Here is a 13,898-nt window from a genome sequence, read left to right on the forward strand (position 1 = left end):
ACCACGCCCCAAGGCCGCATGATCAAACCCGGTGAACGTTCGTGGTCACCGCACTAGCCCGGCGGCAAGCATCTGCCCTCCGACGTCGCCGGCGGCGACCTCGACAGTGCGGTCACCCGCAAGCTCCCGCGCCTTGGCCGCGGCTGCCTCGATGCCATCGACGAAGTGAAAGGGCGCCTGGGGGTCCCAGCCCTCGGGCGCCGGCCGGTGCGTCACGATGACCGCGTGGTCGACCCCGCTGGGAGGTGTCCCGTCCCAGCCGTCGGTGATGTCAAAGACGTGGCGGCCGGCGATTGTCACTGCGACCTCGTCCCAGTACGGCCGGGTGTGGTCGTAGGACGCCTGCGACACCTTCAGGACGCCACTGTCGTCCAACGGGTGTCAACGGACATCACTTCCTGGCTCTGTCGCGAAGTGTGTGTTCTGGTGACCGTCTGTAGTTCGGTCAGTGGGCGCAGAGGATGAGCTTCCGGAGAAGATCGAGGTTGGCGCGGCCGTAGCGGGCGCGTTTGAGTGCCTTGATTCTCGTCACGTTGCCCTCGACCGCGCCTGAGGAGTGGGGCAGAGACAGGCCGTTGGTGACGGCGTCCAGGTCACGGTCGATGCCCTTAGCGAAGGAATGCAGGGCGGGAAGGTCGTCGGCTTCGACGCCGGCTAGCCAGCTCTTCAGCTGTGTGGCTCCAGTGCGGTTCACCATCATCTCGGCGAACGTCGTGACGTGCTGGTCGAGCGAGGCCAGGAAGGGACTGCGATCCAGGATCACCGCGAGCTGGTCCTTCTCGTCATCGGTGAGGCGGTCGGGATGGGTGGTGATCCAGCGAGTGACCTCGCGGACCGTCGGCGGGGGCGGCGAAAGTTGCGGGGTGGTGAGCCTGGCCCGGAGGGGTTCGACGTAGCGACGGACGGTGCGGCGGCTGACGCGATGGCCCAGGGCTCGCAGCTCGGTATAGAGCTGGGCGGCGTTGACAACGTCGTCCTCGGCGACGCGTTGCCGCAGGTAGGGAAGGGCCTCGGCGAAGGCGGGAGGCCGGCCACGGCGAGCACCGTTGATGAGCTGTTCGGCGGTGGCGGCAGCCGCGAACTTTCGGACGGTCTTGCGGTCCAGGTTCAGGTGCTGGGAGATCGCGATGATGGTCCAGCCCTGCTCGCGGAGCTGGTGCACGGCGGCGTGACGTTCGCGGGTGCGAACCGCTGCGCGCGAGGTGTCCAGCGGCTCGGCCGGGGCCGGTGCGGTGTCGGCGGTCATGGCGGAGGCCGGTTCCTCGTTGGCAGGTTCAGGTTCTCGCAGGTCAGCTCGGTTAGCCCGGACGGTGGTCTCAGCGGCTTTGCAGAGGTTGTTGAAGATGTGCCACCTATCAGCCACCTGTGTCGCTTCCGGTGCGCCCGCGCTGGCCCCTTCGGCGTAGTTCCCCGCCCTGTCGCGACAGATCACCTGGGCTCCAGGATGCTCCCGCAGCCAGGCCGCGAAGGTGTCGGCCTGGCGATCGTCCAGGACGTCGACGGGCCGGTGGGTGGCCATGTCGATCAAGATCGTGGCGTAGGAGTTCCCGCGTCGCTTGGCCCAATCGTCGACGCCGAGCACAGTGACCTGGCCGATCTCGGGGTCGGGCAGAGCGCGGACGAGCCGGAGCAGGGTGTCTCTGGAGACGGTGACGCCGAGGACCGCCATCAGCCGGGAGCAGGCCCGTGCGGCCAGGGCGAGTGCGAGTCGTTCCAGCATGCGTCGCAGCGGGGTGGTGTTGCGGGCATGCCGTCCGGCCAGCGTGGTGACTGGCTCGGCGAACGTCCGCACCGAACACTCAGGGTTCCGGCACGTCAACCGGCGTATGGACAGGCGGATGAGAACCTGACGGCCACCGGCGGGCAGGTCCTGCAGCAGCCGACGGTAGTGCCCATGCAGCCGGTCAGAAGATATTCCACACCCCGGACAGCACGCTGGTCCGCCGCGGGTTCGGGCTCTGACCAGCACATAGCTCCCGCGATCGGAGATCTCCTCGACGACCAGTTCGGTCAAGTGGGGGAAGAAGACCTGCAGGCAGGCTTCGCCTGCCGGGTGCCCGGCATGCACAATGAACTCCGCGGCCGCTTGTTGACGATCATGTTCTTGGTCGAACCCGATCATCACCGAGCGGCCGTACCTATGCGCGGACCGTTACAAGATCGCGATCAGCCCCGGACGAAACTCACCGGCACAGTCCGTGGTCGCACCCCACACTTCGCGACAGAGCCAGTTTCTCGTGTCCGCTGACAAACGGCACGTCACCGCTGACCAGCCACTCGAAGATCGGGCCGGGATCGTCGTTCTCCGCTGCGATGAAACCATCCACCGAGACCGACGCGCTCATGACAACTTTTCCCACGGGTTTCCTCCTCTGTTCGGAGGTCCGAGTCTTGTGCGGAGCGAGTGCTCGTTCTTGTACGAAATCAATCGGCCGGCAGTGGCCATCCATCCAAGGCGTGTCCGGGGTAATCGCGCAGGAACCGCCGCCGGACCTCGACGTACCGGGTCGGCGTGAGACCCGTGAACTCCCGGAACTCGCGCCCGAAGTGGGCCTGGTCGAAGTAACCCGCCTCAGCGGCGACCTCGCTCCAGTCGATCGGGGCAGCGACGTCGATCGCCAGCACGGTGTAACTGAAGCGATAGCTGCGAGCCAGCCTCTTTGGCGTGACGCCGACGATGGCTTTGAACCGCTTCGCCAGATAGGTACTGCTGGCGCGGGCTGCCACGCCGAGATCGCTGATCGGCACAGTCCCGCCGGTCGCCACGATTGCGCTGCTCATCTGACGGACGAGGTCGAGCCCGTCGATCGTGCGCAATCGTCGCACCAGTTCGTCCTCGAGCAACGTGAGCATGTCCCGCGGTGAGTCCGCCACGGCCAGTCGGTCTCGTAGCTCACCGGTCGCGCGGTGACCCCAGACCTGATCCAACGTCGCCGGTCGGTCACACAACTCGGCCGCGGGCATCGGAAGAAACGGCGCCAGACCCCACGGCTTGAAATGGACACCAACGGACTGCGTCGGCGTCGGATAGCCGAACTCCCACGCGCGGGTGGGAGTGACGACCGCGCAGCCGTCGGCGTACTCCGCCGCCTCGTCGGCGGAGCCGGCGCGGATGAGGAACGGCGCCCCGAGATTGACGATCAGCAACGGCGCCGGCGCCGCCGGCAGCACCAACTTGGAGTACGGCGGCGCGCCCTCCAGGTAGTAGAGGTCGTCGATCAGCTCGCCCAGCGGCGGACGCGGCACCCTGGACACATACTGCACACCCACATCATCGCCGACCGCCCGCCCAGCATCGCGCGCCGGGACGGTCCGGCCGCGCCGACGCCAGACCGAGCCGACGCCGTCCCTGACGGACGCCCCCGGCGGATTTCAGGCCCCAACTACACCCCACTTTGTGAAGAGCCGCTTTCACCCGGACCGCCAGCCATCACGACACAGGGTCAGGCGGCCAAACCAGGAAATACTCACCCAGCACGCGCGTGAACGGCAGGCTCCAGCCTGGGCCTAGAAGCAGCGCTAGTCGCTCTCGGCGGCTGCGGATTCGTACTCGCGGATGCCCAGGGCGGTGTCCACGATGGCGTTGACCAAGACGGTGAAGGCGTCCGAGTCGGCTAGAACCGCACGGGCGGCGTGCGCGAACACCTCATCGGACGCCTGGGGTGATTGCGCGTCGTCCCCGAGGGGGCGAGCTTTGGCGATGAGTTCGGCCAGGCTCGTCCTGATGAACACCTCGCCGACGGTGTCGGGCAGCCCGGCGCTCTCGGCCAGGCGGTCACAGAGGTGGGCGCCGATGGTGACCAGCGCGGCGCGATGTGGCTGCCTCAGATTCCGTACCCGCTCGTTAGCTCTCTCCGAGCACGGTCCGCAGTTGTCGGCGGTGGCGTTGATGAGGTCGAGCAGGATCGCGTAGACGCCGGGCAGGGACGGGCCGCCGGCGGGGAGCCGCTGTGCCCAGGGGCGGGCGTTCAGCAGCTCGACAAGTTCAGGGTCTCGGTCAAGCTGTGCATGCTCGGGGCTCGTGGGGGCGTCGTTGGGCATCGGGGTCGTCCGTTCGTGTCCGGTTGTCCAGAGAAAAGGCGGGTGCGGCGGGGTGAGCTGGTCGCGTGCTAGGGGCCCTTCCCGTTGGGTGGGTGCGTGGTGAGTAGCTGGCAGGGATGCACCATGGCGAGCTGCTGGTGAGTGTTGCGCATGAGATCGGCCGGGATGAACACCTTCAGTGCCCTGATGGGGGGCGCTTGGTTGGGGTCATCATCGGCGTCGGGTTCCGCCCAGGCGAAGGTGATGGCGATGAACTGGTCGCCGCCCGGGGTTCGATCGTCGTCGTGGGTGGCGGTCTCGATCTCGACCACGTGCCCGATGCGTTCGGGCACATCCTGTACGGCGGCGGCGATCCGGCGGCGGATCTCCTGTACTACGGGGTCTCGCACCGCGGGGTCGGGTACGTGCTCACTCATGCGCGGTCATTCCCCTCGTTGAGGTAGGGGTGGTCCTGCGGGGAGAACCCCGCAGCCCGCAACACCTCTTTGGTCCGCTTCACGCTTGCCTGGCCGATGCGGGGGATCTCCTGGAACGCGCCGGTTCGCAGGCAGGCCATCAGGTCCGCGACGGTCCGCACGTCCGGCTGGTACCTCTCCAGGGCGTGGACCACGCGCAGTGGCAGGGGTACGCAGCTCAGCGCGCAGGCCATTTTGACGCGGTGGCACACGTGGGTGGGTGGTGAGCCGAGCCCGAGCCGTGCGGCCGAGTCGGTCAGGGCCCGCACCAGGTCACCGATCGTTTCGACTCCGATGCACTGGACCGGGCAGTCGAGCGTGACCCGGTGGCCTGGGGCGTGGGAGGCCGAGCCGCAGGCATCTGCCGTGTTTCCTGAGGTCACGGACGGGGTGCCCAGCTCTGGGAAGGCACCCTCGACGTTCGGCGGCGGGGTCACGGCTGCCCTCCGGGGTCCGCGGGTGCCGGCCGTGCGCGGAGCACCGGGGTGAGGCAGGCGGCGGCCGTGATCGCCCATGCTGCGGCTGCGGCGGCGGCTGCGGTGGCGGGGTCGCCGTCGATGGCGAACCCGATCGCGTTGAACCCGGCGTGGAACACAATCCCTGGCAGCAGCGACCCGGTCTGTTCGAGCATCACGCAGGCAATGACGGCGCCCGCCACCAGCAGTGGCAGCAACAGCAGCTGATCTGCTGTGCCGGTCGGGTCCAGGTGCAGCGCGGCGAAGGGCAGCGCAGCGATCGGAGCGGCGATCAGGGCGCGGCAGCGGCCGCGTAGCGCCCGGTAGACCAGGCCCCGCCAGAACAGCTCTTCGGCCCACGGGGCCAGGCACACCCCCACGATCGTCAGAGTGATCAGAGTCGCGCCGTGGGCGGCGGCGACGCTGGTCTCGACGGTCTGAGCGGGCGGATCCACCAGCGCGGTGTAGGGCAGGGCGAACGCCCAGTAGATGCCCAGCCCCGCCACGGGCCACAGCAGTAGTTGACGCAGCGAGACCGGCCGCAGGGCCAGGTCGGCGCGGGGACGGTCCCGCCGCGCCCGGGCCAGCCCGGCCACGACCATCACCAAGGCGGTGATGTTGGCCAGTGCGGCGGTGATGAGGCCGGCCGGGTCTGTTCCGATGGGGGCGCCGGCCACGGCCAACAGCACCAGGATGATCTGGCCGAGGATGAGCTGGCCCACGAGGGCCACGATGGCCTCCCAGAGCCGCCACGGCCGGTGCGGGGGCAGCGGTGCCGCTTGGGGCCGCTCAGTGAGGCGATCGGAGGGCCGCTGGCCGCGGTGGGGCGTTGTCTGAGGTGGGGTGGTTGGGGAGTTGTCGGACATCGGGTTCCTAGGTGGTGGACATCGGGTCGGGAATATCGGGCCTGGGGGCGGCGCTTTCGCGTCGCTGCAGGAGCGCAGCTCAGGCCATTAGGTGAGCTTCACGGCCTGCCGGCGGGTACGGGTCATGCCGGTCCCGCCTGCTGGATCTGGGTAGTGAGCGCAGCGCGCAGGGTGACGGGCGGATGGGCCGGCGCGAGAACTTGAAAGAGGAACTGCCGGGCCCGGCGCCGCGGCCTGGGTCGCGATTCGCGGTACAGCTCCCACCAGGTTCGGGCCGTGCCGGGCGGGGTGGTGCGGGCGGCCGCCACATCGGCGGCCAGCTCGTCGATCCAGCGCAGCAGCATTGTGGCCGCCCACACCGCGGGGGCGATCACCAGCAGGTGGCGTCCCGGCACGGCCAGCGCGAGCGGCAGCCAGCCCAGCAGCACGGGCCCGCCGAGGACCAGCCGCAGCCCAAACCAGGGACGGCGCGCATGGTGGACTTCGTGCGCCAACACGAACGCGAGCGCCTCGGGCTGGGCGAGCAGCCGGTCACCGACCACCAGCACCGGATGCAACCGGGCGGGGACGACGCAGGCGTTGATCCGCCCACCCCAGCAGGGGCAGCCGTAGCCGGTGTCGAGGGTGCAGATTCGGGCGTGCTCGTCGCTGATGCGGGGCGAGAACAGGTAGACATCCAGCGCGACGGGCCGCTGCCGTTGGACCCGGGCTTGGGCCCCGGCCAGCAGATGGCGGACCTGGTCGGGCAGTCCCTCGGTCAGGCGCTGCTGGTAGGGCGCCGCGGTAGCCCAGTCGATACTCGGGTCGGGCCCGCGACGGTAGGCGATCACGGTGGCCACCACGATCATGGCCTCAAGCGCGGCGGCCGCCACCGTGGTCACTACGGTGCCCACGGTGGGTGCGGTCAGGGCTCGGATCAGCGTTCCGAGGCCGGCGCCGACCAGCAGCAGCAGGAGCGGGAGGAGCAGGGCACCCAGCGCGTGGCCTCGGAGCGCTGTTTTGAACTGCTGCTGCATGATCTCCGCGAAGTCCCGCAGTTTGCCCTTCGGCGGCGGGGCGGTACCTTCCGCGGATTGGTGGGCGTGCGGTGACGTGCTCGACGCGGGCGCGGTCGTCGGCGTGGTATCGGACATCGTGTTTTCCTGGGTAGGTGGACAGTGGGGCGGGAGCATGGGCGGAGGCGGCGCTATCGGCTCGCGACAGGTCCGGATGTGCGCAGGAGTGCGGGTAGCTCGCGGACGTGGCGGATGAGCAGCGCGCCGTCGGGTAGCTCCTCGCCTGGGACCAGCTCGTTCGGGCGGACGAGGCACGCCTGCATTCCGGCCCGCATCGGCCCGATGACATCCTGGGCAATGTCGTTACCGACGAACAGCACCCGGTCAGCCGGGCATTGCGCCGCTGTCACCACCAATTCATAAAACAGCGGGTCATCCTTCCGGACATTTAGTGAATATGAGATCAGGGCGACCGAGAAAAGCTTTTCCACGCCGCCCAACTGCAGCGCCGGCCAGCGGGTCTCGGTCGCGGTGGCATTTGTCGCCAATAGCAACCGCAAGCCGAGCTCGGCCAGATCATGCAAGGCGGCAGCAGCCAGCGGGTCCACACGTTTCTGCCCGATCACATGATCCTCGCGGTCGGTACTGATCGTTCCGCCGTTATGTGATCGTTCCTGCTGTCGCAGGTGGCTCGGTGTCGCAGTTCGGCGGTGCGCCTCGCATGTGGGTGTGACGGGTCTCACATGGTCTCCAGGAGTGCGGGCAGGTCACGGACGTGTCGGATGAGAAGGGCGCCGTTGGGCAGAGACTCTCCGGGCCGCAGCCCGTCAGGCCGGACGAGGGCGGTGCGCATGCCGTGGGCGAGCGGCGCGATGACATCGCAGTGGAGGTTGTCGCCGACGAAGAGGACCTGTTCGGGTGGTGCCTGAGCTGCGGCGAGCACGAGTTGGTAGAAGACGGGGTCCGGTTTGCCGATACCGAGCGGATATGAGAGCAACGCGACGCTGAACAGGTCGGCTATTCCGGCTTTTTGAAGCGCGGGCCAGCGGGTTTCGTGCCGCTCAGTGTTGCTGGCCAAGATGATGCGCAGGGCGAGATCATCATGCAGTGTGCGGAGCGTGGCGGCGGCGGCCGGGTCGACCGGTTTCTGCCCGATGAGGTGGTCGATCGCGTCCGCGGAGATGGTGGAGCCGTAGTCGGTCACCAGGCAGCTCAGTGAGCTACTCATCGCTGGTCCTTGGGCGTGGGCGGAGTCGGCTGACGCCTGGTGCGGCGTGTTCAATCTGGTTGCGGAGCCGCGACAAATGGCGAAGAGTTCGGGGTCGATCTGGTCGGTGGAGATCGTCGAGCCGTCGGTGCCGACCGTGCTGATCGGTCCTAGGAGGACGGGTATGGGCGTCATGTCGCCTGGCTGGACGGCGGCGGGATCGGGGCTCATGGCGCCACCTGATCCAGGTTCAAGCGGACCGAGACCATCCGGTGATTGGTTAGCCGGGTGCCGAGTTCGCTGATCCACACCCGGTAGGAGCCGGCCACCTGGGCGGGTGCCAGGTCGGGGCTGAACAGGATGTGGTCGATCCGGCCGCCTTGGCCGTGGTCGATGTTGGTGTTGACGGTGACGGTCATGTCCCCGGCCACGCAGCCGGCGTTGACGAACCCCACCTCCTTCAGCACCTGCATCGCGCGCCGGTCCGACACCAGCCGCCCGTGGGGCCGCAGGCCCGGCGGGAGGGTCTTGTGCGTGCGTTTGCGCGGCGGAAGCCGCTCCCAGTTAGGCTCGAACTCGCGGTGTACGCGCCGCGGCCAGGGCCGCCACCATTGACGGGGACGGCGGCAATCGGGCCACAGCGCATTGAAGTCCCCGCCCAGCAGCGACAACCGGCCCGGAGCGGCGAACCGGGTCAGCTTCTGCGCGGCGTCCAGCCGGGCGCCGCCGTCCCAGTGCGGCCACTGCAGCGACCTGACCGCCAGTGGCCGGTCCAGCCCTTCCACCTGGAAGTGGAGCCAGCCGATCTGGTCATGGAAGACGTCGGGCAGCCCAGCCTTGTAGTGCGTGACGGGGCGGAACCGCGGCCACCGGACGAACACCAGATCATGCAGCTGACCGATCGTGCTCGGAGTCATGAACGAGCGAAGCCCGAAGCGGCCCAGCAGGGTCTCCGCGCGATACCGCAGCTCCTGCCCTCGCAGCCCGTAGTGCTTGCCCTCTTGGAACAGCACGACATCCACCGCGGGCACGTGGCCGATCAACTCGGGCAGCAGATCCAGGTTGCGGTGGTCTTCGTGCTGCCGATCCCAGCCGCCGTCCTCCAGATTCAGCACCACGACGGTCACCTCGCCAGCGCTCACGCTGGCCACCGAGCCGTGATCGGCTTGGTCGCCAGGGTCGCGGGCCGGGGTTTGAGTCCGGCGCGGCGGTCCTGGGCGGCTTGTGCTGGGGTGGGTTGGCGGGTGATCAGGCGTGCCGCGCCGGGGTCGGTCAGCAGCACCCAGGCGGCCACGGCGATGTAGTACAGCGCGCGTCCTCGGGCGATGGCTTGCGGGGAGGGCAGGTCGGCCTCGGGCAGCTCCACCTCCGGGCCGGTGTAGAGGGTGGTGGCGGACTCGCCAAAAGTCAGCGGGCCCATCACTCGAAGAAAGGCTTCGACTTCCTCCTGTGTGCGGCCTTGGTTCCGCGCATCGATCTGGGCGGCGACGCGGTTGTCGGCCCACCAGGCCAGCCACGTCCCCTCCGGCAGCGGCCCCCAATGGAACGCCATCAGCGGAACACCAAAGCTGGTGTATCCGACGCCGCTGGCAAACCGCAGAAACCCGCTGAGGGTGGGGGGCGTGACCATCACCAGCGGTGCCAGGCGGGACGTGCCCGCCTCCGCCAGCGGTGGCCCATGACGCGCAATGTCATCGCTGAGCGTGACAGCAGCCCTCGTCGCCGCCTCATCCAGCCCGTACAGGTGCGCCCCGGCAACCCGGGCGGCCTCATCGGCCGCCAACGCCGCCGGCCGCCGGGACGCAGGCAGCGCGGCGATGGCCGGGGGCGTGGACAGCCGCCCGTACAGGCGTTGACAGTCCGACCAGTACCCCTCACCGAAACCGGCAATGGCGCGGTAGACCGAGCGGCGTTCGCGGTACAGAGCCTCGACCTGCAGGTCGGCGTTGCCGCAAGCGAACACCACCTTCAGGTCAAAGTGCTCGTCGAAGGGCTCGTCGAACCTGCTCACCGCGCCCGCCCCGGGCGCGACGGTCCTGGGCCCAGGGTCAGCCAGGTGCCGCGCAGGTGCGCAGTCGCCGGCGAGGAGCACCAGTCCGAGCCGAAGGAGGCGGGGGTGACCGTGCCCGGCTCACCCGGCGACGGTAGCCCGGCTTTGAGCAGTATCTGCTTGACGGTGGTCGCACGCAGCGGGCCGATGCCGCGGACCTCGCCCAAGGCTCCGGCGCGCACCAGGGCCAGCAGATCACGCACCGTTCGCAGATCCGGGTTGGGGCGGGTGAGCGCATCGTGGATGCGCGCGGGCAGGTTCAAGCACGCCAGCGCACAATCGGGCCGCACCCCGCGGTGCCCTGGTTCGTGCCCGCTCCCCCGTTCTGTCGTGGTCTGCGGGCGGCGGCCGGGAACGGGCGCGGCCTTCCGGCTGTGCGCGGGCCGGGTGTTCACATCGGTCATCACGATCGTGTCCCGTCAGGTTGGTCGCTCATGCGGTGGGTGGGGAGTCGTGGCCCTCGGGTGAGAGCGCGAATTCCCGGGCCACGACTCGTCCGGGTGCGGGGCTGTACGGCTGGCGCTCCGCCGGAAGGCCCCGCTTGGTGAACCCGCGCCCCTGGCCTTGCCTCGCCCAGGGCCTTCGCGGGCTGACACGGGTTGTGGGACGGCCCAGCGCGCTGCGCGGGAAACGCCGGGACCGTCCCCGTTTAGGAGGTGGGGCGCACCGGTCGTGGAGACCTTCATGGGGGTCCCAGGGCAGCCCCGGGGGACGGCAGTTGTCCCCGCCGGTTCCGAACCCGCGGGCCCTGGCCACCCCTGCGCAGGGCCCGCGGGCTGGTGCGGTGAGACGGCCCCGGGCGCTGCGCCGAGTAGCGCCAGGGCCGTCCCAGCTTCGCGGTGAGCACGCCCCTCACGGGGTACCGCCCGGCAACGCCAGGCGCGGGACGTACCCACCGGTCAGACGCCTGAGAACACGCCGCGCAGAACCGTTGAACGGGCCGCGCGGTGTGCGGGCGAGGGCACACCACACGCTCAACCCGTCCGCCTGGGATGCGTGGCCGGGACCGTCCGGGAAGGCGGCCCCATCCAGCCAGGCCGTGACGTCGACGATCCCGGGCCGCACCAGCCGTAGCCCGGGCGGCAGCAGCGCCGCGAGCTCGGCGGGGCCGCGCAGCCGCGGCACGGCGGCGCCGTGGCCGGCGGCCAGAGCCGGCAACAGCCTGGCCGCCGCACGATCGCCAGCGCCCAAGTGCACGATCCCGACCGCACTGCCGCCCACTGTGCGGGCTGTGATGCGGCGGATCGCGGCGGCGGCGGTGGTGTCATCGAGCAGATCCAGCGAGGTCACGAACAACACCGCGACCCGCTCACCAAGATCCACATGCTCGGCCGCGGCGTCCAGCAGCCCATCGGCGTCGCCCGGCGCGGCCTGCACAGCGGCACAGGCCCCGGGCCCGCGGAACAGGGCCTGGGCGTACACCACCGCGAGCTTGTCGTGGTCGGCGTACACGGTGCGGGCCGCCGGGTTGGCGCTCCAGGCGATCTCGTGGATCTCCACCTCGTTGCAGGGCAGGTCGGTGCCGGCCACGATGATCTGGGTGATGCCCGAGCCGGCGAGGTAGTGGGCCAGGGCGCACCGGCCCAGGTGCCGACTCCACGCGACCCGCAGCATTCCCGGGATGTGCTCCCACAACGCGCGGGCGAAATCGCGGTCCGCCTGGTAGGCGTCCTTACTGAGATCCAGCAGGTACGGCCACACCCGCGGGTAGGACGGGGTGTGCGGGTCGAACCCCTGATCGGGCACGGCCGTGCGGGTGTCCATGATCGCGGTCACGGCTGCTCCCCGAGGACGGCGACGCCGCACAGCACCATGTCGGCCATGGACGTCAGCTCGGTGAGCTTTCCGGTCTCGGGGTCGGGCCGCCATGCGTTGGGCTCGACCAGGCCCGGCGGGAGGAGGGACCAGCCGTCGAACAATGCCATGACTCGTTCGGGGGTGCGGGGGTAGCCGCTGCCGACGCTGGCGCGGTAGTCGTCCATGACCGATTCGAGACCGTCCAGGACGTGGCTGATGGCCAGGGCGCTGCCGCTCGACAACGGCTCGCGCAGCACCGGCAGCACGGCCGCGATCTGCTCGTCGGTCAGGAAATGCAGGCTGGCGACCGCCGTCACACCGACCGGCTTGGAGAAGTTCAGCGTCTCGGCCGCCCTCTCGACGATGGCGCCGAGGTCGCGCAGGTCGGCGTCCACATAGGTGGTCTTGCCTTCGGGGCTGCTGGTCAGCAGGGCACGGGCATGCACGAGCACCATGGGGTCGTTGTCGACATACACCACCCGGCATTCGGGCGCGACCTCCTGGACGACCTCGTGGATGTTGGGGCGGGTGGGCAGCCCGGTTCCCAAGTCGAGGAACTGGCGGATCCCCAACTCGGCCGCCATCGTCCGGACGGCGCGGACCAGGAATTGGCGGTTGGCGATCGCGCCCCCACGCAGCCGTGGCTCCTTCTGCAGAAGCCGGTCGGCCAGTTCTCGGTCGGGCCCGAAGTTGTCCTTGCCGCCGAGCAGGTAGTCATAGACCCGGGCCTTGTGCGGGGTCCCGACATCGATCCCGTGAGGGGCGGTCGGGTCACCTTCAGGGCCGGGTGGGACGTCGGCGGGATGATCTCTGGTCATGGGGGATGTCCGGGGGTGAAGGGTTCGGGGGTGGACACCGGCCACAGGCGTACCGGGTGGGGCGTCGCTGTGGCTAGTGACGTGCTCAATCGCGTGGACGGCAGCGGGGATGTCGCCGACGGGCGCCACCAGCTGCCGCGTGGCTCGCCACGCGAAGGAAGGGCCGGTGACGGGGACGCCGCGGTGGCAGTCCGCCGAGGCGGCGGGGTCGATGAGGATCACCGCCACGGCGCGGGACGGGTCGAAGCGCCCGCCGGGCGGGTGCAGCAGCTCTTCCTCTCCTGGCGCTGGAAATCGCTGGTGAGTCCAGCGCCACCCACCACCGCGTATCGTGTCGCCAACTCCAGCAACCGGTGCTTGCGGAAACGGCTAGGAGCCACGTAGCCAGCGACCGCACAGTCGGCCAGATGCAGCCATGTCCTTGCCATGCATGCGGCGGGCACGGGCAAGAATGGCAGCAGCGAGGACACGGCCGAGGCAAAGATCATGGTCGCCTCTTCCGGACAAGCTAAGGTTGGCCAGGCAACGAGCGTCGATGGCCGGCATTCGCCCGGACATGTGCGTGCCAAGCGCCGTGAGGTGATCGCGAGTCTCTGGCGAACTACGCGGTATCGGACACACCTTATGGTTGAGCCGCGAATAGGCTGGTACGGACGTTTCAGGTCCGGGATCACCCTTGCCCGTGTGGGACATCTGCCATCACCGTCAAGTTGCCTGGCGGCATACTTGTGCGCTCGCATGCCATGATGCTGTCGTCCGCAAAGGGTCCTGAGTGACACATCTTGTGTCACCACTTGACCTGGCTAAATAGCGCGAGCCCACTCTGCAAACGCGACCAACGCATGAGAGGGGGATGAATGCAAACGCAGAAGAGTTATGAGAACATCCCGGACATACGGATGCTCCCTGACATGTTGTGGGGCAATCCGCCGTGCCTCGCAGAGCGCGTCAAAGGCTCCTTCGCGGAGCCCAAGCCACAACCGAGCACGTGCGATATCGATGAAGAAATGCGATCGGCGCTCGGCCGGTAGCAGCGCTGGCGGCGTCCAGTCGCCGGCCGAGTCCAGAGCACCCGCACCATCGCCAAGTTCCACTGCCACCGCGACCTCATGCACCTTTAGGGATGCCGGGCCGAACGCTGTCCCGCAATAGACGCCTTCAGGCACCCGATCAGCCAACCGCCGCGCCGCTCTCAGATGGTCCCTCACCGACTG

16 protein-coding genes are annotated in these 13,898 nt (G+C 69.1%); all 16 read right to left on the reverse strand.

The genetic code is table 11. The annotated features are described in order from the left end of the window. Positions 1–45: 45 nt before the first annotated feature. Entirely contained in the window at positions 46–375 is a 330-nt protein-coding gene (locus ACGWYJ_RS37470; RefSeq protein WP_395111330.1) for a hypothetical protein, read from the reverse strand. A gap of 70 nt (positions 376–445) precedes the next feature. Beyond that, complete coding sequence (locus ACGWYJ_RS37475) at positions 446–2,122, reverse strand: ISL3 family transposase (RefSeq protein ID WP_395111349.1); 1,677 nt, start codon at positions 2,120–2,122, stop codon at positions 446–448. A 61-nt stretch (positions 2,123–2,183) separates the two neighbouring features. Continuing rightward, on the reverse strand, positions 2,184–2,345 hold the full coding sequence (locus tag ACGWYJ_RS37480) for a hypothetical protein (protein WP_395111331.1): 162 nt from the start codon (positions 2,343–2,345) through the stop codon (positions 2,184–2,186). 79 nt (positions 2,346–2,424) lie between these two features. Continuing rightward, positions 2,425–3,264, reverse strand: coding sequence for an AraC family transcriptional regulator (locus ACGWYJ_RS37485; protein WP_395111332.1), 840 nt, complete (start codon positions 3,262–3,264; stop codon positions 2,425–2,427). A gap of 255 nt (positions 3,265–3,519) precedes the next feature. Continuing rightward, positions 3,520–4,041, reverse strand: a complete 522-nt coding sequence (locus ACGWYJ_RS37490) for a hypothetical protein (RefSeq protein WP_395111334.1) — start codon at positions 4,039–4,041, stop codon at positions 3,520–3,522. 68 nt (positions 4,042–4,109) lie between these two features. Then, a complete protein-coding gene (locus ACGWYJ_RS37495) occupies positions 4,110–4,457 on the reverse strand; it encodes a hypothetical protein (protein WP_395111336.1) in 348 nt (115 codons plus the stop codon). Next, positions 4,454–4,933, reverse strand: a complete 480-nt coding sequence (locus tag ACGWYJ_RS37500; RefSeq protein WP_395111337.1) for a hypothetical protein — start codon at positions 4,931–4,933, stop codon at positions 4,454–4,456. Before ACGWYJ_RS37500 ends, ACGWYJ_RS37495 begins: the two co-directional genes overlap by 4 nt. After that, positions 4,930–5,673: a CPBP family intramembrane glutamic endopeptidase gene (locus ACGWYJ_RS37505; protein WP_395111338.1), complete on the reverse strand. Its 744-nt coding sequence runs from the start codon at positions 5,671–5,673 to the stop codon at positions 4,930–4,932. Before ACGWYJ_RS37505 ends, ACGWYJ_RS37500 begins: the two co-directional genes overlap by 4 nt. Before the next feature lie 266 nt (positions 5,674–5,939). After that, positions 5,940–6,950 carry a hypothetical protein gene (locus ACGWYJ_RS37510; protein WP_395111339.1) on the reverse strand — a complete coding sequence of 337 codons (1,011 nt, stop codon included), beginning with the start codon at positions 6,948–6,950 and terminating at the stop codon, positions 5,940–5,942. Between the two features lie 53 nt (positions 6,951–7,003). Further along, the gene (locus ACGWYJ_RS37515; protein WP_395111340.1) at positions 7,004–7,438 is read right to left on the reverse strand and encodes an HAD family hydrolase; all 435 of its coding nucleotides are present in this window, start codon (positions 7,436–7,438) and stop codon (positions 7,004–7,006) included. Between the two features lie 113 nt (positions 7,439–7,551). Continuing rightward, on the reverse strand, positions 7,552–8,250 hold the full coding sequence (locus ACGWYJ_RS37520) for an HAD family hydrolase (protein WP_395111342.1): 699 nt from the start codon (positions 8,248–8,250) through the stop codon (positions 7,552–7,554). Then, a complete protein-coding gene (locus ACGWYJ_RS37525) occupies positions 8,247–9,161 on the reverse strand; it encodes an endonuclease/exonuclease/phosphatase family protein (protein ID WP_395111343.1) in 915 nt (304 codons plus the stop codon). Before ACGWYJ_RS37525 ends, ACGWYJ_RS37520 begins: the two co-directional genes overlap by 4 nt. Beyond that, positions 9,158–10,030, reverse strand: coding sequence for a hypothetical protein (locus ACGWYJ_RS37530; RefSeq protein ID WP_395111344.1), 873 nt, complete (start codon positions 10,028–10,030; stop codon positions 9,158–9,160). Before ACGWYJ_RS37530 ends, ACGWYJ_RS37525 begins: the two co-directional genes overlap by 4 nt. Next, positions 10,027–10,332 (reverse strand): hypothetical protein, encoded by a 306-nt coding sequence (locus tag ACGWYJ_RS37535; protein ID WP_395111346.1) that lies wholly within the window; start codon positions 10,330–10,332, stop codon positions 10,027–10,029. The genes ACGWYJ_RS37530 and ACGWYJ_RS37535 overlap by 4 nt, the downstream gene beginning before the upstream one ends. 589 nt (positions 10,333–10,921) lie before the next feature. Beyond that, positions 10,922–11,845 carry an SAM-dependent methyltransferase gene (locus ACGWYJ_RS37540; RefSeq protein ID WP_395111347.1) on the reverse strand — a complete coding sequence of 308 codons (924 nt, stop codon included), beginning with the start codon at positions 11,843–11,845 and terminating at the stop codon, positions 10,922–10,924. Beyond that, a complete protein-coding gene (locus tag ACGWYJ_RS37545) occupies positions 11,842–12,684 on the reverse strand; it encodes an SAM-dependent methyltransferase (RefSeq protein WP_395111348.1) in 843 nt (280 codons plus the stop codon). Before ACGWYJ_RS37545 ends, ACGWYJ_RS37540 begins: the two co-directional genes overlap by 4 nt. Positions 12,685–13,898 lie beyond the last annotated feature (1,214 nt).

Source organism: Actinomadura sp. SCN-SB, assembly GCF_043906805.1.
In the GTDB taxonomy this organism is placed as follows: Bacteria; Actinomycetota; Actinomycetes; order Streptosporangiales; family Streptosporangiaceae; genus Spirillospora.